At 51.7% G+C, this 22,179-nt stretch carries 16 protein-coding genes; 3 read left to right on the forward strand and 13 right to left on the reverse strand.

The window, feature by feature from the left end; translation table 11 throughout:
• Positions 1 to 6 precede the first annotated feature (6 nt).
• Complete coding sequence (locus BH714_RS11015; protein ID WP_014170829.1) at positions 7 to 1,146, reverse strand: polysaccharide export protein; 1,140 nt, start codon at positions 1,144 to 1,146, stop codon at positions 7 to 9.
• A gap of 692 nt (positions 1,147 to 1,838) precedes the next feature.
• Between BH714_RS11015 and BH714_RS11020 the strand changes: the two genes are divergently transcribed.
• Positions 1,839 to 3,422, forward strand: coding sequence for a TerC family protein (locus BH714_RS11020; RefSeq protein ID WP_020883259.1), 1,584 nt, complete (start codon positions 1,839 to 1,841; stop codon positions 3,420 to 3,422).
• A 46-nt stretch (positions 3,423 to 3,468) separates the two neighbouring features.
• Here BH714_RS11020 and asmA read toward each other — a convergent pair whose 3' ends face one another.
• The 3 genes from asmA to udk form a co-directional block, all read right to left on the reverse strand.
• Positions 3,469 to 5,319, reverse strand: a complete 1,851-nt coding sequence (asmA, locus tag BH714_RS11025; protein ID WP_040017956.1) for an outer membrane assembly protein AsmA — start codon at positions 5,317 to 5,319, stop codon at positions 3,469 to 3,471.
• Between the two features lie 22 nt (positions 5,320 to 5,341).
• Positions 5,342 to 5,923 (reverse strand): dCTP deaminase, encoded by a 582-nt coding sequence (gene dcd / locus BH714_RS11030; protein WP_020883257.1) that lies wholly within the window; start codon positions 5,921 to 5,923, stop codon positions 5,342 to 5,344.
• Positions 5,924 to 6,014: 91 nt separating this feature from the next.
• Positions 6,015 to 6,656, reverse strand: a complete 642-nt coding sequence (gene udk / locus BH714_RS11035; RefSeq protein ID WP_020883256.1) for a uridine kinase — start codon at positions 6,654 to 6,656, stop codon at positions 6,015 to 6,017.
• A 343-nt stretch (positions 6,657 to 6,999) separates the two neighbouring features.
• Between udk and BH714_RS11040 the strand changes: the two genes are divergently transcribed.
• Positions 7,000 to 10,329, forward strand: a complete 3,330-nt coding sequence (locus BH714_RS11040; protein WP_040019052.1) for a diguanylate cyclase — start codon at positions 7,000 to 7,002, stop codon at positions 10,327 to 10,329.
• Here the strand turns inward: BH714_RS11040 and alkA are convergent.
• Positions 10,294 to 11,166, reverse strand: a complete 873-nt coding sequence (gene alkA, locus BH714_RS11045; protein WP_040019053.1) for a DNA-3-methyladenine glycosylase 2 — start codon at positions 11,164 to 11,166, stop codon at positions 10,294 to 10,296. The genes BH714_RS11040 and alkA overlap by 36 nt on opposite strands.
• Before the next feature lie 130 nt (positions 11,167 to 11,296).
• On the opposite strand from alkA, the gene yegD reads away from it, so the two are divergent.
• Positions 11,297 to 12,649: a molecular chaperone gene (gene yegD, locus BH714_RS11050; protein ID WP_040017957.1), complete on the forward strand. Its 1,353-nt coding sequence runs from the start codon at positions 11,297 to 11,299 to the stop codon at positions 12,647 to 12,649.
• Between the two features lie 41 nt (positions 12,650 to 12,690).
• Here the strand turns inward: yegD and BH714_RS11055 are convergent, their stop codons facing one another.
• From BH714_RS11055 to ecpA, 8 genes are all read right to left on the reverse strand, one after another.
• Positions 12,691 to 14,178, reverse strand: coding sequence for an EAL domain-containing protein (locus BH714_RS11055; RefSeq protein WP_229216795.1), 1,488 nt, complete (start codon positions 14,176 to 14,178; stop codon positions 12,691 to 12,693).
• A 359-nt stretch (positions 14,179 to 14,537) separates the two neighbouring features.
• Positions 14,538 to 15,011 (reverse strand): hypothetical protein, encoded by a 474-nt coding sequence (locus BH714_RS11060; RefSeq protein WP_020883251.1) that lies wholly within the window; start codon positions 15,009 to 15,011, stop codon positions 14,538 to 14,540.
• Positions 14,986 to 15,714 carry a winged helix-turn-helix domain-containing protein gene (locus BH714_RS11065; protein ID WP_014170839.1) on the reverse strand — a complete coding sequence of 243 codons (729 nt, stop codon included), beginning with the start codon at positions 15,712 to 15,714 and terminating at the stop codon, positions 14,986 to 14,988. Before BH714_RS11065 ends, BH714_RS11060 begins: the two co-directional genes overlap by 26 nt.
• Positions 15,715 to 15,810: 96 nt before the next feature.
• Positions 15,811 to 16,503 (reverse strand): fimbrial biogenesis chaperone, encoded by a 693-nt coding sequence (locus BH714_RS11070; RefSeq protein ID WP_472323098.1) that lies wholly within the window; start codon positions 16,501 to 16,503, stop codon positions 15,811 to 15,813.
• Positions 16,503 to 18,119 carry a fimbrial protein gene (locus tag BH714_RS11075; protein ID WP_167353664.1) on the reverse strand — a complete coding sequence of 539 codons (1,617 nt, stop codon included), beginning with the start codon at positions 18,117 to 18,119 and terminating at the stop codon, positions 16,503 to 16,505. Before BH714_RS11075 ends, BH714_RS11070 begins: the two co-directional genes overlap by 1 nt.
• A 4-nt stretch (positions 18,120 to 18,123) precedes the next feature.
• Positions 18,124 to 20,616, reverse strand: coding sequence for a TcfC E-set like domain-containing protein (locus BH714_RS11080; RefSeq protein ID WP_040017959.1), 2,493 nt, complete (start codon positions 20,614 to 20,616; stop codon positions 18,124 to 18,126).
• A gap of 55 nt (positions 20,617 to 20,671) precedes the next feature.
• Positions 20,672 to 21,349 (reverse strand): EcpB family pilus assembly chaperone, encoded by a 678-nt coding sequence (locus BH714_RS11085; RefSeq protein WP_032678543.1) that lies wholly within the window; start codon positions 21,347 to 21,349, stop codon positions 20,672 to 20,674.
• Positions 21,350 to 21,400: 51 nt separating this feature from the next.
• Positions 21,401 to 21,985, reverse strand: a complete 585-nt coding sequence (gene ecpA / locus BH714_RS11090; protein WP_020883247.1) for a common pilus major fimbrillin subunit EcpA — start codon at positions 21,983 to 21,985, stop codon at positions 21,401 to 21,403.
• Positions 21,986 to 22,179: the final 194 nt, after the last annotated feature.

Below are 22,179 nucleotides of genomic sequence, written 5' to 3' on the forward strand. Positions count from 1 at the left end.
CGCGGATTACCAGGTATGAATGTCGCGCGCCGTATCCGTCATGTAGCGAACGCCACTGATGGTTGGCAGCAACTGGTTGATCAGACGGTTCCAGCGGGCAACCGGTGCGGTGGTGACATACACCACATCGTATGGCTGGAGACGAAACTCCGTTGCCATCACCAGAGACGTCGCATCGGACATATCCAGCTGGTAGATGTTGGCAATCTTGCCTTTCGCACTGCCCTCACCTTTCAGCGGACGGATCACGAAGATACCGGTGGCGTTGGAGGTGGTCAGATCAATACCCTCTGCATTACCCAGCGCTTCGGTCAGGGTCATGCCGCTGAAGTCCATTTTGAGGGTGCTCTGTTTCTTAACTTCGCCCATCACGAACACTTTCAGATCGTCATTGCGCGGTACGTAGAGAATGTCGCCCGGATAGAGCAGACGGTTCTGAGTCAGGTCACCGTTTTGCATCAGCGCCTGCAGCGAAATGCGCTGCTCTTTGCCGTTGTGCGTCAGAACCACGTTGCGCCAGTCGGCACCGTCGGTTAAACCGCCGGCGGCGTTAATGGCATCCAGAACGGTCAGCGGTACGTTGGTGATGGCCTGTTGACCGGATTTATTCACCTGTCCGGAGATATAGGCTTTTTGCGAGCGGAATGCGGCGATATTAACGTCCACCTGCGGATCGGCGATGTACTGCGCTAAGCGGCCGGTAATATCACTGCGGATTTCGGCGAGCGTTTTCCCGGCAACGTGTACCTTGCCAATATAGGGATAGAACATGGTGCCGTCTGACTGTACCCAGTTACCGGTGTCGCTTGAGCTACGGTACTGGCCCGCTGGTGTGGTCAGTTCAGGGTGGTCCCAGACGGTGACGTTGATAACATCACCCGGCCCCACGCGGTACTGGTAGGAGGCAATCTCCTGATCCAGAGACATATTCGGCTGAGCAACATTCGGACGTGGGCGTAATTGTTCGACCAGACGTGGCGTGAGTGGATAAACATTCACCATTTTGTCGAGATCAAAATCGGCATCCTGCTGCTTGATCACATCCTTACCCATTGTTGACATATTGCTGCCGGGAAAGACCGTACAACCACTCATCAAGGTCACAGACACCAATAATGGCATCAATTTCATTTTGGATTTCATCATTGATTATTTATCACTTTGGCAGAGTAATTATCCTGTGCAATTTAAAATAAGCCGGGTCGTATTGGGTTTCAGCATGCAGTTAATCAAATAGAAATATAACTGGCATCAGTCCTAAAAAAAGCTTATTCATCCATTGGCTATTGACAGAATAATCGAGGCTGATTCACACGCTTTCAGGCACGCTACCGCCCTTGGCTTTCAGTTACCAATCCACTGACTAAACAATGTGTTATGGATAGACACCCTCTTGAACAAGGTCTTCTGGAAATATATCAGCCGCAAAAACGCCCGACGGATAATCAATAACCATTCCTGAAGACCGAAACAATAATAGCAACAAGGAGATTTAACATTTGATGCTGGAGGAATTGTTGCAGCTAACCTAATAGCAGGCAAGGAGACAACTGTCCTAATAACTGTTTTTAAGATTAATATTAAGAGCAAACTTTTGACCTTTTAGGATTTTCTTTATATTGACAAAGAAACAATAAAAACCATTAATTGCGATATATCCTAAAATGTACTGTGCGTAATAAAATATACGTAATTACCTTATTTACAGCGCCAGCGTATTGCTCTCTTTTTGTTCGGCCTTATTAAGAGAAATCTCAGCCCGGCATTGCAATTTCCCGCCGCTTTATCCATGATCGAAGTGTGACATTCGTCATATAACAGAAGGTATTGCTATTACTATGGAATGGATTGCCGATCCATCAATCTGGGCCGGACTGGTGACGCTGGTCGTCATCGAATTGGTGCTCGGTATTGATAATCTGGTCTTTATCGCCATCCTCGCCGAAAAACTGCCCCCTTCTCAGCGTGACCGCGCTCGCGTAACGGGCCTGCTTTTGGCGATGGTGATGCGGTTGCTGCTGCTGGCCTCTATCTCCTGGCTGGTCACGCTGACACAGCCTCTGTTCTCCGTTCACGGCCTGAGCTTCAGCGCCCGTGACCTGATCATGCTCTTCGGTGGCTTGTTCCTGCTGTTTAAAGCGACGGTTGAACTTAATGAGCGGCTCGAAGGCAAAGACAGTGAAAACCCGACCCAGCGACGCGGGGCAAAATTCTGGCCTGTGGTGGCGCAAATCGTGGTGCTGGACGCCGTCTTCTCACTGGACTCGGTGATCACCGCCGTCGGGATGGTTGACCACCTGGCCGTGATGATGGCCGCAGTGATCATTGCCATTACGCTGATGGTGATGGCAAGTAAAGCCCTGACCCGGTTCGTTAACAGCCACCCGACCATTGTTATTCTCTGCCTGAGTTTCCTGCTGATGATTGGCTTTAGCCTGGTGGCAGACGGGTTTGGATTCCACATTCCGAAAGGCTATCTGTATGCCGCCATTGGTTTCTCAGTAATGATTGAAGCGCTGAACCAGCTGGCGATATTCAACCGTCGCCGCTTCCTCTCAGCGAATCAGACGTTACGTCAACGCACGGCCGACACGGTCATGCGCCTGCTGAGCGGGAAAAAAGAGGATGCAGAACTGGATGCGGAATCCGCCGCGATGCTTGCCGATCACAGTGACGGGCTGATCTTTAATCCGCAGGAGCGACTGATGATTGAGCGGGTGCTCAATCTGAATCAGCGGACGGTCAGCAGCATCATGACATCACGGCATGACATTGAGCATATCGACCTGACGGCACCGGAGGAGCACATTCGCGCACTGCTGGATAAAAACCAGCACACCCGCGTGGTTGTCACCGGCGGTGAAGAGGAAGAGGAGTTGCTGGGCGTGGTGCACGTCATCGACCTGCTGCAACAGCAGCTGCACGGTGAAGCACTCAATCTGCGTGCCCTGGTACGCCAGCCGCTGGTCTTCCCTGAAGGACTGCAGCTGCTTTCTGCCCTTGAGCAGTTCCGTAACGCGCGCACTCACTTTGCCTTTGTGGTGGATGAATTCGGTTCCGTTGAAGGACTGGTCACGCTCAGCGACGTCATGGAAACCATCGCCGGTAATTTGCCCAACGAGGTGGATGAGATTGATGCGCGCCACGACATCCAGAAAAATGCCGACGGGTCGTGGACGGCGAACGGCCATATGCCGCTGGAAGACCTGGTGCAATATGTGCCGCTGCCGTTGGATGAAAAACGCGAATACCACACTATTGCCGGTCTGCTGATGGAATATTTGCAGCGTATCCCGCAACCGGGAGAAGAGGTTCAGGTGGGGGACTATCTGCTTAAAACGTTGCAGGTTGAGAGCCACCGTGTACAGAAGGTGCAGCTCATTCCACTGCGGGATGAAGAAGAACTGGACTATGAGGTTTAGTGAGTTGTTTTGCCCGGTAGCATGTGCGCTACCGGGCGCTCGGGCATCAAAGCTTATCTAACAGCTTCTTCACATCCTTCCCTGACTGTGAATCTTTATTCCGATCCGCCCAGTCGTTCAGACGACGTTTCGCTTCGTCCTGCAGATGTTTGCGCAGGATCTGATCCACCTGAAGGCTGTAATTCAGCGCCTGCCATTTGCCATAGACAGTGAGTGGAACCGGCGTCTCTTTAAGGAAGTCGATCAGTTTACTTTCACCCTGCCAGCCGGAAAGTACCCGCACGTTAAATCGGGTATCCGCCGTCTCTTTCACCAGATCCAGCTTACCTTCACCGGTTAACGACAGGAGTGAAGAGGTTCCCTGCATTCGGTCGAGGGTAAGCTGCCCGTTATCCAGCGTCAGGTCAGTGGTAAAGCTGTCGAGGCGCGTTGCGCTGTCGTAATTTTCCTGGGCTTTGACATCACTGCTGCGCTCCACCGCCTGCTGCACCAGCTGCTGGAAGTTAAGCCCTTCCATACGGGAATCTTTCAGATCAAGATGGGCCTGCCCCTGCCATTCGCGGCGGAAAGCCTCAGCATCAATCTTCGTCCCCGAGAAGTCACCCGCCAGCGTCAATTGGCCCGTTAAGGAGATCGGGTAATTAAAGGCTTTAAGGATGGTACCAATCTCAACGTTGTCGAGACGCGGCTGGAATTCGGCGCTGGCCGTCTCTTTACGCACGTCCAGCGTGCCCGGCAGAGAAAGATGTCCGGCGCCCATTTTGCCGCTCAGTTCGGAGATCACCAGCAAACCGTTATGGTTAAACATCTGGCTGCTCACGTCGGTAAAATCGATACCGCGCCAGCGCAGGCTGTTAGCTTTCAGTAAGATATCGGCCGTGAATCCGCGCAGACCGTTATAGTCTGGCTGATCAAGACTCGAGGAGATGACCGGACGCGGCTTGGACGGCTGGCTTTGCCCATTCTGAGCAGCGTTCCCGTCGGTTGCACCTGCTGGCTGAGGCGGAAGTAAGTTCTCCAGATTGAGCTTGTCAAACTGCAGATTCATTACCCACTTCGGCTTCTCCTCAAGCGTGACGCTCGCCTGCCCTGTCAGACTGCTGTCGTTCGCCTGCAGGTTGAGATTATCCAGCTCAAGCTGTTTTTGTTCTTCGCGCCACACGGCCTGCAGCGTTCCCTGACCGGTGATCCCCTGGGCAGGAAGATCGGCTCCCATCAGTTGCCAGTTCAGCTGCTGAATATCCGCCGTGAGCTGATGGGGGTAATCTGAGGCATTCACGTTGGCGTTCAGCGACAGATTGAGATCGCGCTGATCGCGGTTCAGCCTTCCGCTAAACTCCAGCGAGGCAACATGATGGGCGTCCTGCTCCATCTTCAGGTTGATGTTACGGACGGTTACCTGCTCGTCGGACTCATGCTGGAAAACCAGCACGCTGTCGGCGACTTTCAGTTTGGCTATATCAAATGACCAACCCGTATCCGTCGGCTCGTCGGGCAGCGTATTTTCCCGCGGGGCGACCGGCGCATCCGAGTCCCGCACGGCTTCAGTTTGCGGAGTCAGCTGAATCACCGCCCCTTTCAGCATCACCTGGTCGACCTGCAACTGGTGTGAAAAGAGCGGGATCAACGCCACATCAAGACGCATGTTATCGGCAGAGACCAGCGGCTGGGAGGCACCCGGCGCGGTTAACGACATGCGGCCTGAGAGAATGCTGAGTTGCGGCCAGACGTGCCAGCGCAGCGGCCCATCAAGCTTCAGTTGATAACCACTACGCGCTTCGACCTGCCGCACCATGTAAGCACGGAAATCATTAGGGTTAACAAGCAGGACTAACGCCGAAAGGCCAGCAACCAGAACCACCAGCAAAATCATCAGCGTTGTCAGAACTCTTCTCATAGCATCCTCAGTGGACTAACGATCAGTCTTTATCAATACGGCTCGCGACCGCACCCTGCTGGTCGCGATATTTAGCGTCCTGACGGCGGTTATAAGGACGATCTGCCGGACCGGTTAGCGGTTCAAAGCTCAGTGCGCCGATCATCATCCCGGGACGCAGTGCCAGAGGCAGTTTACCGGCATTGAAGAACTCGAGCACGATACGGCCCGACCAGCCTGGATCGATACGGTGCGCGGTCACGTGAACCATCAGCCCCAGTCGCGCCAGAGAAGAACGGCCATCGAGCCAGCCGACCAGGTCCGCAGGCAGCGTCACGGATTCATAGGTCACCGCCAGCGCCAGTTCACCCGGATGCAGATAAAAGGCTTCGCCCTCGTCAATAACGATTTCATCACTCATCACGCGATCAAGCGCGGCGCTGACTTCATCCTTCGGCCCGCTAAGGTCGATGAACGGTGCGGTATGGCCGCTAAAGGTGCGGAATTTATTTCCCAGGCGCACATCAACAGTCACACCATTGATACGCTCCACGGGTGGACGTGGTGTAATAGACAGACGGCCTTCATCCAGCCAGGCTTCAATATCGCGATCACAAAGACGCATCGCACTTTCTCCTTTCATGCATCGTACCCTGAAGCCATAAAGACTCAGGGCAAAACCAGGTTATCCCTGAACGGTACACAATTCGCGCGGCTTATTCAAAAAACTGGCTGATTTTCGCTTTTAAGATATCAATGGCTATGCGGTTTTTACCGCCGCGAGGCACGATGATATCGGCGTATTGCTTGGATGGTTCAATGAATTGCAGGAACATCGGGCGGACAGTTTTCTGGTATTGCGCCATCACGGAGTCCATCGAACGTCCACGCTCATTCACGTCACGCTTAATGCGGCGCATCAGGCAGATATCCAGCGGCGTATCGACGAAAATCGAGAAGTTCATTGATTCACGCAGACGGGAGTCGGTCAGAAGCAAAATACCTTCAAGGATAATGACCTTCTTCGGTTCGATACGGATCGTTTCCTGCGTACGGGTATGTTCTACATAACTATAGACGGGAAGTTCAATTGCCTGGCCGCTTTTAAGTGCTTCTAAATGCTGGAACAGTAAGCTGTGATCCATCGCATTAGGATGGTCATAGTTAGTTTTTACGCGTTCTTCCATCGACAGATGGGATTGATCTTTGTAATAGCTGTCTTCGGGAATGACGCCGATATGCTCATCACCAACTTGTTCACGCAGTTCGCGGTAAAGCGTACTGGCAATAAGACTTTTACCTGAAGCCGATGCGCCGGCGATGCCTATAATGACGCACTGATGAGACTTATCAGTCATAAATTTAGCGACCTGATTAACCTGGATGTTAAGGAAGGACGACGCCGGAGCGTCAAACGCGGCAATTATAGGGATTTCGCGGGCATGATACCAGTCGAAAGCGCAGGTTCTGCGAGACAGGGTGAAAAGCGACGAAATGATCCCTTTGTGAAATTTAAACGCACGTTTTTTCAGCGTTTGTCGGGGATTTTTTACCGAGTAACTATTTAATAAGTCTATGATGTCAAATTATGAGCAGTCGCCATATGAATTGTAAATTGTTTGTACTAGCATAAACCAAATTATCAAATTCACTCGTCCGGACTTCTCTCCTGACGGCATGGCGTCTCTGGATAAAGCGGTAATGAATAAACAATACCAGCGGGTTTTGGTTACCACCACACATCCTTTATTGCGACTTGTCTGTCTGGGCCTGGTCACCTTTATCTTTACCTTATTTTCGCTGGAGCTGACCCGCTTCGGCACCCTGCTCGCCCCGCTCTGGTTCCCTACCGCCATCATGATGGTGGCCTTTTACCGTCATGCAGGAAAGATGTGGCCGGGTATCGCCCTGGCCTGCTCGTTTGGCAATATCCTGGCCGCGTGGATGCTTTTCTCCTGGTCGTCGATCAACCCGACCTATACCGCTATCAACGTGGTTGAAGCCGTGATTGGCGCGGTGTTACTGCGTAAACTGCTCCCATGGTATAACCCCCTGCAGAATCTGAATGACTGGATCCGTCTGTCCATCGGCAGTGCGCTGGTGCCACCGCTGGTTGGCGGAGTGCTGGTGTATCTTCTGGTGCCGGGTCCGGAGCCGCTGCGTAATTTCCTCGTCTGGGTGTTATCAGAAGCCATTGGTGCGCTGGCGCTGGTGCCGTTAGGGTTACTGTTTAAACCACATTATCTGCTGCGTCACCGCAACCCAAAATTGCTGCTGGAAACGCTCGCCACCATGGCCGTGACGCTGGCTCTCAGTTGGATGGCGATTACCTGGCTGCCGTGGCCCTTCACCTGCGTTATCGTTCTGCTTATGTGGAGCGCCGTGCGCCTGCCGCGAATGGAGGCGTTTCTGGTGTTTCTGGTCACCGTGATGATGGTCTCGCTGATCATGACGCGTAACCCTGCATCCATGACGCCGCAAAACCTGCTGGTGACGCTAAACGCTCCCTGGCTGCCCTTTTTGATGATGCTGTTGCCGGCCAATATTATGACCATGGTGATGTATGCCTTTCGCGCCGAACGCAAACATATCACCGAAAGTGAAGCGCGTTTTCGTAACGCGATGGAGTATTCCGCCATCGGCATGGCGCTGGTCAGCATTGAGGGGCAGTGGCTTCAGGCCAATAAAGCCCTGTGTAACTTCCTGGGATACAGCCAGACGGAGCTTCAGGCCCTCACCTTCCAGCAGTTAACCTGGCCGGAAGATTTGAATACCGATCTCGAACAGCTGGAGCAGCTGGTCAACGGCGACATCAACACCTACACCCTTGAGAAGCGTTACTACACCCGCAATGGTGAAGTGGTCTGGGCCCTGCTTGCCGTCTCCGTGGTGCGCCACACCGACGGTTCACCGCTCTATTTTATCGCCCAGATTGAAGATATTAACGACCTGAAGCAGACCGAGTGGGTCAATAAACGCCTGATGGAGCGCATCACCCTCGCCAACGAAGCGGGCGGTATCGGCATCTGGGAGTGGGATCTGGAGCCAGACATTATCAGCTGGGATAAGCGGATGTTTGAGCTGTATGAGATCCCGCCGCACATCAAGCCCACCTGGCAGCTCTGGCACGAAACGATGCTCCCGGAAGACCGCGCTCACGCTGAAAAGGTGCTCCGGGATTCCCTCATTTCACGTTTGCCGTTTAAGCTTGAGTTCCGCATTCGTGTTAAAGAAGGCGTGCGCCATATACGCTCTCTGGCGAACCGGGTACTGAACAAACAGGGTGAAGTCGAACGCCTGCTCGGCATCAACATGGACATGACCGAGGTGAAGCAGCTCAACGAAGCGCTGTTCCAGGAAAAAGAGCGTTTGCACATTACCCTCGATTCCATCGGCGAAGCGGTGTTGTGTACCGATATCGACATGAATGTCACCTTTATGAACCCGGTTGCCGAGAAGATGAGCGGCTGGCTGCAGACCGAGGCTATCGGGCAGCCTGTTCTGAAGGTGTTGCACATTACCTTTGGTGAAAAGGGACCGCTGATGGAGAATATTCACAGCGGCGATATGTCCCGTTCCGATATAGACCAGGACGTGGTGCTGAACTGCCGTACCGGCGGCAACTACGATATCCACTACAGCATCACCCCGCTCAGTACGCTGGACGGGCAAAACATTGGCTCCGTGATCGTGATTCAGGACGTGACGGAATCGCGCAAAATGCTGCGTCAGCTCAGTTACAGTGCCTCGCACGATGCCCTCACCCACCTCGCAAACCGGGTCAGTTTCGAAAACCACCTCAAACGGCTCTTACAGACCGTACAGGAGACACGCCAGCGTCATGCGCTGGTGTTTATCGATCTCGATCGTTTTAAAGCCGTCAACGACACCGCAGGCCATGCGGCGGGTGATGCTCTGCTGCGGGAGCTTTCGTCATTAATGTTGACCATGCTCCGCTCCAGCGACGTGCTGGCTCGTCTCGGCGGGGACGAATTCGGGTTGTTGCTCCCGGACTGCAATATCGAAAGCGCGCGTTATATTACCGGCCGCCTGATTAACACCATCAATGACTATCACTTTATGTGGGAAGGACGTCTGCACCGGATCGGCGCCAGCGCGGGTATTACTCTGATTGATGAAAATAACCATCAGGCTTCAGAAATCATGTCGCAGGCGGATATCGCCTGTTACGCCTCGAAAAACAGCGGACGCGGCGTCGTCACGGTTTATGAACCCCAGCAGGAACGGGACCACGGCATGCGCAGCATGATGTCGCTTGATGAGCAGTGGCACATGATTAAAGACAATCATCTGATGATGATTGCCCGCAGCGTCGCGTCTCCACGGATACCGGAAAGCTGCAACTTCTGGCTGATTTCATTACGCCTGTGGACCAGCCAGGGCGAAGTGCAGGAAGAGCATGCGTTCCGCTCCGGACTTGCGGAGCCTGAACTGTTGCACGCCCTTGACAGACGTATCTTCAACGAGTTTTTCCGCACCTCCGCCGCACAGGTCGCCCACAAAGGCATGGGGGTCGCGCTTCCGCTGTCTGAAGCAGGTTTAGCAAGCGTCACGCTGGTTGATGAACTTGTCGACCTACTGGAGAAGAGCCCCATGCCAGGCCGTCTGCTGCATCTGGTTATCGCTGCCGACGTGGTATGTAATCCGGATGAGAACCTGCAGCAGGGCCTGCAAAAGCTTCGCCATGCTGGCTGCCGCGTCGTGCTCAGCCAGGTGGGACGCGATATGAACGTCTTTAGCCACCTCAGCGCCAATATGGCCGATTATCTGATGCTTGATACGGAAATGGTGACGAATGTTTATGGCAACCTGATGGATGAGATGATGGTGACGATCGTTCAGGGGCACGCCCAGCGCCTGGGCATGAAAACCATCGCCGGTCCGTGTAACCAGCCCATCATGATGGACACGCTCTCCGGCATCGGCATTGATTTTATTTACGGCGACACCATCGCCGAGCCGCAGCCGTTGGATCTACTGCTTAATACCAGCTATTTCGCCATCAACTGATGGCGCCCAGCCGTCGGTATACCAGATGTGCAGCAACGCATACGAGCGCCAGGGCTGCCAGCGCTGGGCGTAGCGCCGAATTTGCGCAGGCGTCATCCCGGCAAAACGTTGCTTTATCAGATAATCATCCGGCAGAAAAACGTCCTTCGCCTGCCAGCCGCGCAGGGCCAGGTAGTTTGCCGTCCAGCGTCCTATCCCGGGCCGCTGCTGTAAGGCCTTCATTCCCGCCTCAATATCCGCAGGAGGGGAAAGCGGAAACGTCCCGTCAACCACAGACTGAGCCAGGTGAACGATCGACTCCGCCCGCTTTACCGGCATTCCAAGCGCTTTCAACGCCAGCGGGTCCGCTGCGGCCAGCGCGTGCGGGGTCGGGAAGCAGAGATAACCCGGGGCGTCTTCAACCGGCTCCCCGCACAGGGCGACAACGCGGGAAGCCAATTTTGCCGCCATCGCCACGCTAACCAGTTGCCCGAGTATCGCCCGCACACCCTGCTCCCAGGCATCCATCGCCCCCGGCAACCGTAAGCCTGGTCGTGCTGCCCCCAGATCCCCCAGTGTCGAGCGGATCGCCTGAGGATCGCAGTCAAGATCGAAAAGTCGCCCGATACGCTCAAGGCAGGTCTGCGCAACCGGAATCAAGCCCGGGCTGAGCGTCACGGTAAGCGTAGGGGTTTGGCTGTCCGGCGTAACGCGAAATATCCCCTGATGCCCCTCACAGGCGAAACTGCGCTCGTAATAGTGGTCCGTGACGGTCTCTACGCCCGCTACCGCACGTGCGCCAAGGAAACCAAACATCCATTGCCAGTCGTAAGGGGGTTGCCAGGTCAGGGTATACATCATCGCTCCTTTTTTGTTCCCCTCAGCATAAACCGAAAGGCCTTGTTTCGCCTTGCTTTCATATTCCTGTTGTCGCCAGGCAGACATTTCGCTAAAGTCTCGCCCCTTCTCACTGGCATGGGGATTAATCGTGTTTATTGGATTTGACTACGGTACGGCAAACTGTTCGGTTGCCATTATGCAAAACGGGCAACCACAGCTCCTGAAGATGGAAAAAGAGAGCACGCTGCTGCCATCAATGCTCTGCGCACCCACTCGCGAAGCGGTCAGCGAATGGCTGTTCCGTCATCATCAGGTTCCCGCTACCGCGGCGGAAACCCAGGCGCTGCTGCGCCGTGCGGTCAGTTTTAACCGCGACGAAGATATCGACGTGACCCCTTCCAGCGTGCAGTTTGGCCTCTCATCGCTGGGCCATTACATTGACGATCCGGAAGAGGTTTACTTCGTTAAATCCCCGAAGTCGTTTCTGGGCGCCAGCGGGTTAAAACCACAGCAGGTGGCGATGTTCGAAGACCTGGTGTGCGCCATGATGCTGCACATCCGTAACCAGGCGCAGACCCAGGTACCCGATCCCATCACGCAGGCCGTTATTGGTCGCCCGATCAACTTCCAGGGTCTGGGCGGTGAAGAGGCTAACCAGCAAGCGCAGGGGATCCTCAAGCGCGCCGCACACCGAGCCGGTTTCCGTGACGTGGTCTTCCAGTATGAGCCGGTAGCGGCAGGACTGGATTTTGAAGCCACATTAACGCAAGAGCAACGCGTGCTCGTTGTGGATATCGGCGGGGGCACCACCGACTGCTCTTTACTGCTGATGGGGCCACAATGGCATCAGCGTCGTGACCGCGAAACCAGCCTGTTGGGCCACAGCGGCTGCCGCGTAGGCGGTAACGACCTGGACATTGCTCTGGCATTTAAAAGCCTGATGCCGCTGCTCGGCATGGGCGGACAAACCGAAAAAGGCATTGCCCTGCCAATTCTGCCCTGGTGGAACGCCATCGCCATCAACGACGTTCCGGCGCAGAGTGATTTTTACAGCACCGCGAACGGGCGCTTCCTGAACGATCTGGTACGCGACGCGCAGGACGCGGATAAAGTCGCCCTGCTCTATAAAGTGTGGCGTCAGCGTCTCAGCTATCGCGTAGTGCGTACCGCTGAAGAGAGCAAAATCGCCCTCTCTGACCGTGCTGAACACGCTGTCTCATTACCTTTTATCAGTGATGAGCTGGCGACCGCGATATCGCAGGAAGGGCTGGAAACGGCACTCGCCCAGCCGCTGCAGCGGATCCTCGAGCAGGTGCAACTGGCGCTGGAGAATGGCAAAGAGAAGCCGGATGTGATTTACCTGACCGGCGGTAGCGCCCGTTCACCGCTTATCAAGAAAGCGCTGGCGGAACAGCTTCCGGGTATTCCGATTGCCGGTGGCGATGACTTTGGCTCCGTAACGGCAGGTCTGGCCCGCTGGGCACAGGTGATGTTCCGTTAAGCCCCGACGGAAGCCCTCGAAATGCGCAGGGCTTCCGTCGTTTACAGCGCGTTAAAACGCACATTTTCCTTTTTACCTGGCAGCACGCTGCCCTTTTTGCATGCCGCTTCTCGTGTCGTCGGCTGGCTTTGCTCGACAAATCGCCGGAAATCAGCGAACGGCACCGGGGGCAGGAAATGATACCCCTGCAGGTAATCCACCTGTTTGCTGATAAGCCACTCTCGCTGATAAGCGTACTCCACCCCTTCCGCCACGGTACGCAGCCCAAGAATCATCGCCAGATTAATAATCGATTCCAGCATCGGCAGCGGTTGGTTATCAGCCTGGATAGCGTTGATAAAGGTCTTATCAATTTTTATGACATCCAGTTCGAGTTCATTCAGATAGCATAAATTCGCGTATCCTGTACCAAAGTCATCCAGCGCAAACATCACCCCGCGATTACGCAGTGAACGGATCAGTTCTTTTATTGCAGGCGTCACGGCCAGCGTTTGATTTTCGGTGATCTCAATCATGAGCTTCACCGGTAACGATTCTGTCAGCTCTAAAAAATTGAGGCACTCCCAATAAAACACCGGGTTACTTAACGTGGTTGGACTGACATTAAACGCCACAAACAGCGGTGTATTTAACCCGTTATTCTTTTGCTTTAAGTCACTGGCAACTTTATGCATTAAATAGCTGGTGAGTTCATTAATCAGGCCACAGCTTTCTGCCAGCGGAATAAATTCTCGCTGCGAAATCGTGTAATTATGCCCTAATGGCCAGCGGGCCAAAATCTCTATACCACACAGCTCACCACCTGCACCGACAACGGGTTGATAATAAGGTAAAATTTCATCATTTTTGAGTGCCAGACTCAGACGCCCCGCATCATTATTATCATAACTACGCCCGGTGGATTTGCGCATTAACGTACTGTTCTGCCCCACATCTCTTTCAGTCAGGAAACCATTGCGGATAAGAAAAATAATAGATTCAATAAAATTTTTAAAACCAAGCCTGTGCGTTATTTTATCCCGGTAGCGATACAGGGATTTTGTGGTCAATGAATTTGCCCGGCAGAATTCGGCCTGCCCCTCTTTCGTCATCATGGCATTAAGCATGTCTGCCTCAAATTCGGTTAACGCGAAAACGTCCAGCTCATCTGATTTTACGCGTGATTCCGGTTGCGGGGTGGTCATCAGTATACGCGTGAGTATATCGATGACGGTCGTATAATGCAGTGTTACATCAATTGAGGTACTGTATTCATAGCCTCGATTAATACACTCATTTTCGCTCAACCTGAGAACAACGCTGTTTACCATGATAAACTGGCTACTGTTACGATGTAGCCATTTCTTCACCAGGAAAAAGGGCATCCGGTTATCAACAATTAACAGACAGGAGTTGTATTGCTGAAAAGAAAGGTCTGACTCTGATATAAATGTCTGACTGTCGACCAGTACCAGATTAGGCAAAAAAGCCCTAAGCCCGGCGAAAAGATAAATGTCATAACTGAGCAGGAAGACCTTTTTCTTATTCATAATAATCACCATCACGTTTTCATTGTAAAACGCAGCCTTCCCGAACAGGAAAGTGTATTCACAATTGACCTGGTATTCACATATACTTAAGGTAAAACAAATAAAATGCCTTTAGATTGCATAATGTGTAGTAGCTCATCCCCCTTGCAATAAAACTGAGCGCAGGGGAAATGATAAGAATATTCTTGCTGTATCGGTAGCGAATTCTGAGGTCCGAAATGAGTACAAACTTATGCGCTTATATTCACATTCGGACAAACTTTAGTGATAATAAACACTATTTTAACAGAATAAAAAACCATAAATGATGCGACACATAGGTTATTATTTCAGAATAAGACGATACCCTATTCTGAGGATTACGCTGCCCGACACACCAACAGGGTGCGTCGCAAATCGCGTATACCGTACACATTGTGCGCAATATGCATTATTTTATAATAGAAGTTGTGTTGCTTAGACATAATTAATCCCGTGATCTCATCAGGCAAATCATCATTATCATTTTTGATCACAGAAACCCGTTGGGTACGTATGTAGCCGTCACTATCATTACCTAAAAATTTAAGCATCGTGGAACGGTTAATGGCGTAGCTTTTCCCATTAACATTAATCACGCCCACTTGTGACAATACCCCCTCTTCAGCAGATGATATCCTGAAAACCAGCAATACCTCCCCTTCGATGTGCATACCTGTTTTTTGCGTATTGAGCACAAGATGGTTCTTCGCTGAGCATACCAGCGCTGCCGGAACCTCATGACGTTTAAATAAAAACAAAAAAATGATAACAAGCGCTACGGCAAGACTAAAATACATAATTTTCGCACGCATGTGCAACTCCCCGGGAGCCTAACGTACATATACTGAAAAATGATTCCTTTAGTTTATTACCCGCAGACAATCCATTGTCATCATAAAACACAATGACCTTATTTCTTCCCTTACAGATAGATTTGAATTGCTGCCATCGGGATGAATTCAAAAAAGTGGATATTTTCTCAACTGAATTATCATCTGTCGTAAATATTTCACAGGAACCGGATTTTTGTACATGCACGACACCATCGGTATCTCGTAATAATTTTGGCAGAAGGACAAAGCCAGATATCACCAGGCTGATGCCTAACATTCCGCCAACGATCGTTTTACCGTATCGCCTTAACCCGGGTTTGGTGGCGGAGGTTAATGCAGTGATGCTATGCGGCAACGCATCTTCTTTTACGTTTTCGATCTGCGCCTGAAAAACAAATCCTTCTCGGGGGATAGTTGCGATCAGATTATCCATTCCCAGTTCTGCTAACGTTTTGCGCAAAATACTGACATTTTTATTCAGACTGTGACCTGATGGGATCAACCCATACCTTCCCCACACTTCTTCTATAATCAGATCCCGATGTAATTGTTTGCGGTTATTCGCAATAAAGAGCTCCAGTAATCTTGCCGTTGCAGCGGACAGAACCACTCTTTCTCCCTGTACACTTAGCGCTCTGGTCTCTGAATCGTATACAATATGATCATTGATTATCTTTTTCATCCGGGAACTCTTTTATTATCGGCGGCAATGCCAGCACGCAGTACAGAATATATTCCCAGAGTTCAGTTAGCAATATAAGAACTGTTTCTTTAAACTTTAACTGTTATTTTTAAAACAACCATCGCCTATCGGTATATATTTTTTCAACGCAACGATGAATTTTTTATTTTTAGTGTTTAACGCGCTGCTTCGGTAGGTCTCTCCAGGCAGCAGGTAGCGCATCGTCGCCTCGTCATCGGTTGACTGGCATCCCTTGTGTACGATGATCCTGAAAAACGTATTGCCGGTATTTGTCAGCGCCCCTTTTTGCTCATCCAGAGTATAACCTAGCGTCAGCTTTCTGGGCCTGACCACCAGTATCGTATCCAATGCAATAGCGGGCACAGCTTCACTTGCTTTGCCTGAATGACGTTGAGCAAACAGCGTTACCGGCATCTCGCGAAACTGAATCCGGTAGTAACGCTCTTTGTCATCCTCGGGCCCGCGATAGAAGATCTTAAAATACTCCCCGGCGTCCGGGGCGAGCGAAAACGTGAGCGGTGTAAACAGCAACTCCCCGTCCTTTATTGGCAGACGCTTTTCCCCACCCGGTCCTGGACGGTCGATTTTAATCGCCGAAATGCTGTACACATTCTGTTTGTGGCTGTCGTTGTAAATATGTTTGCTAATGAACGACCGCTCTGCGGGGATATCATAGATCGTGGAGTCCAGATACAGCGCGTGGGCAGAAAGCGTGTAAAGCGCAATGCAGAGTCCCACCACACCCTCCGTGACCTTCCGCCAGCGCATCATTTTGTTACTCCCAGCCAGTTCGCGGTGACTTTGATTTCACCACTGGCGCTGACCACGCCTTCCCAGTCAGCGCCAGCCACCGTCAGTGCTGAGCGGGAATCATTCATCGGGAACAGCAGCGTTAAGTTGGTGCTGAAAAAGCTGCCATCATCCGTGTTGTTGGCATCCCATGGCACCTGTTGCCATAACGCATCGTTCAGACTAATGGCATTTTCACTGCAGCTGTTCCTCACCTGAGTAGGGCTTCCCGACGCGGTGTTGTATTGCAGATAGGCAGGGACAGGCACGTTTATCCCCCCCTGGGCCGACGTAAACAGGCAGTAAGGGATATCGTTGATTGTCGTGCTGTCCCCGATAACCTGGGCCGTAATACTGTCAGCCTGACGGGGTCCCGATACGGTGACGACGTAATCCATCTCGATCGGCGCGTCATCTCCGATGGTGCCGCTTCCACTGGCAGAGGCCGTATTATTCGATGAGACAATGCTAATCCCATACTCCTTCGGCACAATATTGAGCTGCAAAGAGGGGGTAAACTGGTAATAGCCTGACTCCGGAGTTAATGCATTCGTAAACGCAAACGTAAAGGGCTGGCTGTTGGTAATACTGACGCCTGCATCCACCAGATTCTTAAGGAATGTTTTCGACAAAAAGACATAGATATACTGGCCAGATGTCGAAAAGACGTTGTAATACGCCGTCGAGGCGCTGAAGTTATACCATGTCGAGCCATTTCCCGAATATTTCACGGTGGTTGCGGAAGGGGTAAAACCCAACGCAGCAGAATCGATATACGCTCTGAACGTCAACGATGCCGTCAAATTTTGCGTCTGCTCAAGGTTGTATTTGACCATTTTACAAATTACGCCATCAACGTTACTGACGACACCCAGCTCACAGGATCCGGAATCATTTGTGATGCTTGGGGTTCCATCACTGGCGATCCACAGCTCCTGAAAGGCACTTGTTGATTCCAGCGCCAGATGTCCCCGCTTGTTTAACGTGTAATTGATGTAATTCCAGCGACCTGTTGTCTGATCCTTACAGCGTTGTCCTGAGGCGTAATCATAGTTAACCGAGGTATAGCAGCGGTTAAAAACATAGGTTTCGCTGCCACCCGTCGGCATATTACGAAAATACTCATAGGCTGAGTTGCTCAGCGAAGCAAAGCCATACGCTCCGCCAATAACCCCCGCCACGGATCCAACCTGCGCGTGGTAAAAACCATTGTTATCCACCCCCTGCCCGGCAATGTAGCCCGTCGTCGGACACTGCGAACCTCGGTAGCAGCGTATTCCTGTGAAAGGAGCATCAATGGGCGAATTATCAATCCACATATCCTGATAATTATTGGCCGGCGCAGTCCAAATGACATAACCCAGGTAACCGAGGCTGACCTGAGATGTGCCGTATTTAACCCAGGTATTTGAGCCGCTGAAACGGGGATCTAACGCGGACGGCGTAATGAAATACTCACCGTCAATGTCGTTCTCGATAAATAAAAACGTGTTGTTGATCGCCCCTGACGATGAGGCGGTCAGTGCCCTTGCGGTGAAGGGAATCAATCCCGCCAAAAACAGGAGCGGAATAAAAACGGAAGCACTTTTTTTCATAGCATTATCTCTGCGCCATCGTGGTTTGCGGTGCACATTTAACATCCCCTACCCACGCAGCGCCCCTGGCTTTTTCCAGATCTAAATCCGCTTCGCAGATATTACCGTTGGCGGACACCAGGGTAATAACGGGATACTTCTTATCAATATCAATGGCGAACTCACCTTTCGCGTCGGTGCGCGTTTTGCCAATGTGGTTATGGATGTCCGTATTTGACGCCAGTTCACCATTGGGATATCGCACCCGGCCAAACACGGTCACCATGCTTTTCACCTCAGGTGACACCACGCCGACGTTACCGGGATAAAGGTTAAGCGCCTGTTTACGGCCCGAGACAATGTCAAAACTGTCTTCAGAGTTTTTATCATTCATAATTTCCAGCTTGTATTGCGCGTAAGGCGGGAGTGCAATAAAGCTCGATTTGCCGCTAAGAATATAATTTCGGTTATTTATTTTTGCGGCCAGCTTTCCATCACCCACAAGATCGGTTTTCACAATAATGCCCGAGCGCTGTCGCTCTTTGCTCAGACCAAAATCCCCACCCGCCCAGGCAACGGAACCCTGAGAGGAGAAGTTCATATTGGTCGAGTTGTCCGCTGAACGGGTCACCGAAACCGTCCCGCCGTTATAGCGGGTGTCATAACTCAGGTTGCCATTTACAGAGTAATTGTTGTCGTAGTTCTGCTCTCCACTCAGGCGAGTCGAGGCAGAAATGCCTGCAGACGTAATGACGCTATCCTCAAATTGTTTACGCGCGCTGATATTGCCCTGTGTTGCGCCGTAGCGATCGCGTGAAACCCCGACACTCATCCACGAGGCCAGCGGCAGCGATAAATCCAGGCTGACATAGCGTTCCTGACGTCCGTCATCATTCGTATTGTTGTAGTAATAGCGCTGTACCCCGGCCCGTAACCCCACTGTGGCGTACCGTCCTGCATAGAGGGTGGTACTGTAATCCAGGTTTCGGTAGGTATTACCGGAATAGCGGTTTTCGGTCTGGCTGACCGTTAACGTGCCACCGTGCGGAATAAACCGGCTCAGGTTCAATGTTGCGCCAACCGAATAGTTATCCCGCTCCTGCACCGGCAGACGGTTACCGATTTTGCTGTCTTCCCGCGACGCCCACAGCGATCCAAACCCGCCTGGAGCATTAAGACTGGCGCTGCTGACGTTGCGCCATGTTCCGTCGTTCGCCACCAGCGTTTGTGTCCCGACACTGACATATTCGTTGACGTTAAGGGTAATGTCCGTTTCATTGACGGCATTGTCATCAAACCCATAGCCTGTCGTTTTCAGGGTTAGCCCGGAGAGCATTGCCAGGGTTAACGAGGCCGCACCACCCGCAATCCAGGTCTGTTCACTGCCGGCATCACGGTAATGATTGCGTTTATAACTCACGCGGTCGTAATCAAGTGAACCGCCAAAAATTTGCCATGCGACTTCATGCAGGCCTGCGGCCTGCTGGCGGGCAAAAATTTTATTCACCCGACTGACGCGGGTGTTCACCGTCCGGCCATTTACCACGACATCCACCGTGACGTCATACACACCGTAAGGGAACCGGCTGGTGTCAATTTCGTAGCTGCCCATGTTGAAGTTCTGAACGCTTAACAAGCGCCCATCACGAAACACATGCACTTCACCGGCAGACGGTAAAAATATGGTTATTGGGATCAAGGACAGGGAGGTGTTTTCAACCACCGTACTGCCTTTATTGCCGTAGCTGACGCCGTAGATCTTGCCGCCATTCAGCGCATTGAGGCTGGCGATCGACTGAACGTTCCAGGTGTCGAGTATGCCCAACGCCAGACGATAACCCTCATAATCGCGCTCATACATGGCACGATACAGTTTGCTGGAGCGGTTACTCTCGCCAATACCATAGACCGAGCCATTGATATTGAGGTGGTGCTCTCTCAACGAGGTGGTGTTATCCAGTGTTAAATAACTGCGGGAGCTGCTGCCATTACGGTAGTCATTGTAATAGGTGCCAAAGTTGTAATTCAGCACAGTAGACAGTCGATCAACGCTGGACGGTCCCAGCAATGAACTGCGGGCGACCACCGCTTCAGTCAGGGCATCCCGGCTGACAATCATCTCCAGATGAAAAGAGGAGACGTTTAATTTCAGCCGTGCGTCTCGCGAAAGGGCAAGAGAGGTATTGTCGATAAATTTCGCATCGCCTATTTTTTCCACCATCTCGCGCGTTTTCTCTGAAAGCACCGCGTTATTGGGCAAATCGGCAATCATAATGGATTTTACAACGATATTTCCCTCAACCAGCGAGATGACCGCATCAGCAATTTTTTGTTGGCTTTTTGTATCCGTCTCCTGGTAGCGGATATAAACGGGGACCGTCATCCCCTGTTCAAGAGAACGCGCGAATGCCCCTGGAATAACATAATTACCAATCTTAACCGGTGCAGAATGCGCAACCCCTGATGTTAGCGCATAAGAGAGTAATAAACTCCCTCCTATAAGATATTTAAAAGACATACGCATCCTTACTTTTCGGTATTTTTATTACTGGTACCGGAAATGACGCCGTGTATTACTTCACTGTAATAAATTGCTTGCCATGCCAAATCCCAATGCGGGTGCGACTGTTTGACACATCGCTTTTCTGCAATCTTATTTTTGTACCTGGCATGACGTAATAACGCTCGCGACACCCGCGTCCCCGATCCTGTGACGCCTCTTTGCAGGCTCCGTAAGCAATGACCCGAAACGAGACGTTGCCTTTGTTGGTGATGACATCCCCGTCACGACCGTATTCAAATCGTTCCTTGCGTGGCGCCACGACCAGAATTGTCCCGATTTCTGCCGACGCCGTCGCAATCGCGGCTTTGCCAGCCTTAGTCGATGCGCTTTCGCTTACGGGTTCGTCAACCCACTGCAGCCGGTAATAACGTTCTTTGTCATCTTCAGGGCCCTTATAGAAAAAGCGAAAAACATCTTTCGCATCACCGGGTAAAATAAGGCTCGCCGGTGTAGAAAGTAATTCTCCCGACGTTTCAAATTGCATTTCTGTTCCGTCAGGCAGCGGTGAGGAGAGCCTTTTTACGGTAACGCTCACATAGCGGGCGGAATCAGTGGTGTTAATAATTTCTTTTGATAACGCGTTTTGATCGGCCGTCATTATCGACGTGATATCACCCACATTAATCGCCAGACTGGAAAAGGATATAGCCATCCCTGCCAGCGCTGCGAGTGGCAAATATTTCTTCATCAGTGCATTCCTGAGAAATTCGGGAGAGAGCCTCTCCCGAATTAATATTCATTACGCTGGAGTGGTCCAGGTTGCATTGAACTGAACTTTTACGTCACCCGTCCAGTAACCATCCGGCAGCGCAGAATAGTCAGTTACAGCAGTCGAACCGTCAGAAGTCGCTGAAGCGATGGAGAATTTGAAGCTGGACTGATCGCTTACACGCTCAGCGCCGTTATAGGCGCCATCGGCCAGCAGGCTTTCCAGACCTGAAGTGGAAGCCGCATTCACCAGAACGGTTTCGGCAGAGTTAGACAGCGCCTGACCATTCCATGCCACGCCCACATTCAGTGTAGATGCATCACCGCTTGCATTGGTCAGCGTATTGCTGATGACCTGAGCAGTCAGTTCAAAATCGGTTGCACTTTCCTGTCCCTGAATCGTCACATCAAAAGCGCCATCCTGAGTGTTAAACCCATTCAGGCCCTCTGCATACTGGAACGTCAGCGAGTTCAATGGGGTCACGACCAGCAGGCTGGTTGTATCTTTCGTTGCCGTTGCATCCCATGATGCGGTGGCAGATGCCGTAACATCAGCCATAGCATTTGCAGCAGCAAATACAGAAACCAGAGAGGCCACCAGTAATAATTTTTTCATTTTCATCTCCTGAGAACAAACGTACTGCCAGGTGCCATTTAATAAATAACCTGGAAGCTCCATTTAAATGCGAACGGGATTTACCGCGCCGAAAAAGTATTATTTGAATTATGTTTCAGGACAACCAATCGAATGACGAAAAAACCCTCCGTCGTTAGGATTTTTCTCATAATCATTCATGGCGAGATCGCTTA

The sequence above is a fragment of the Enterobacter ludwigii genome, from assembly GCF_001750725.1.
Taxonomy (GTDB): Bacteria; Pseudomonadota; Gammaproteobacteria; order Enterobacterales; family Enterobacteriaceae; genus Enterobacter; species Enterobacter ludwigii.

Bases quoted from the DNA above. Each gene is read 5' to 3' on its own strand.
- BH714_RS11015 (WP_014170829.1), bottom strand. From the start codon at position 1,146: ATGATGAAATCCAAAATGAAATTGATGCCATTATTGGTGTCTGTGACC.
- BH714_RS11020 (WP_020883259.1), top strand. From the start codon at position 1,839: ATGGAATGGATTGCCGATCCATCAATCTGGGCCGGACTGGTGACGCTG.
- asmA (WP_040017956.1), bottom strand. From the start codon at position 5,319: ATGAGAAGAGTTCTGACAACGCTGATGATTTTGCTGGTGGTTCTGGTT.
- dcd (WP_020883257.1), bottom strand. From the start codon at position 5,923: ATGCGTCTTTGTGATCGCGATATTGAAGCCTGGCTGGATGAAGGCCGT.
- udk (WP_020883256.1), bottom strand. From the start codon at position 6,656: ATGACTGATAAGTCTCATCAGTGCGTCATTATAGGCATCGCCGGCGCA.
- BH714_RS11040 (WP_040019052.1), top strand. From the start codon at position 7,000: ATGAATAAACAATACCAGCGGGTTTTGGTTACCACCACACATCCTTTA.
- alkA (WP_040019053.1), bottom strand. From the start codon at position 11,166: ATGTATACCCTGACCTGGCAACCCCCTTACGACTGGCAATGGATGTTT.
- BH714_RS11055 (WP_229216795.1), bottom strand. From the start codon at position 14,178: ATGAATAAGAAAAAGGTCTTCCTGCTCAGTTATGACATTTATCTTTTC.
- BH714_RS11060 (WP_020883251.1), bottom strand. From the start codon at position 15,011: ATGCGTGCGAAAATTATGTATTTTAGTCTTGCCGTAGCGCTTGTTATC.
- BH714_RS11065 (WP_014170839.1), bottom strand. From the start codon at position 15,714: ATGAAAAAGATAATCAATGATCATATTGTATACGATTCAGAGACCAGA.
- BH714_RS11070 (WP_472323098.1), bottom strand. From the start codon at position 16,503: ATGCGCTGGCGGAAGGTCACGGAGGGTGTGGTGGGACTCTGCATTGCG.
- BH714_RS11075 (WP_167353664.1), bottom strand. From the start codon at position 18,119: ATGAAAAAAAGTGCTTCCGTTTTTATTCCGCTCCTGTTTTTGGCGGGA.
- BH714_RS11080 (WP_040017959.1), bottom strand. From the start codon at position 20,616: ATGTCTTTTAAATATCTTATAGGAGGGAGTTTATTACTCTCTTATGCG.
- BH714_RS11085 (WP_032678543.1), bottom strand. From the start codon at position 21,349: ATGAAGAAATATTTGCCACTCGCAGCGCTGGCAGGGATGGCTATATCC.
- ecpA (WP_020883247.1), bottom strand. From the start codon at position 21,985: ATGAAAAAATTATTACTGGTGGCCTCTCTGGTTTCTGTATTTGCTGCT.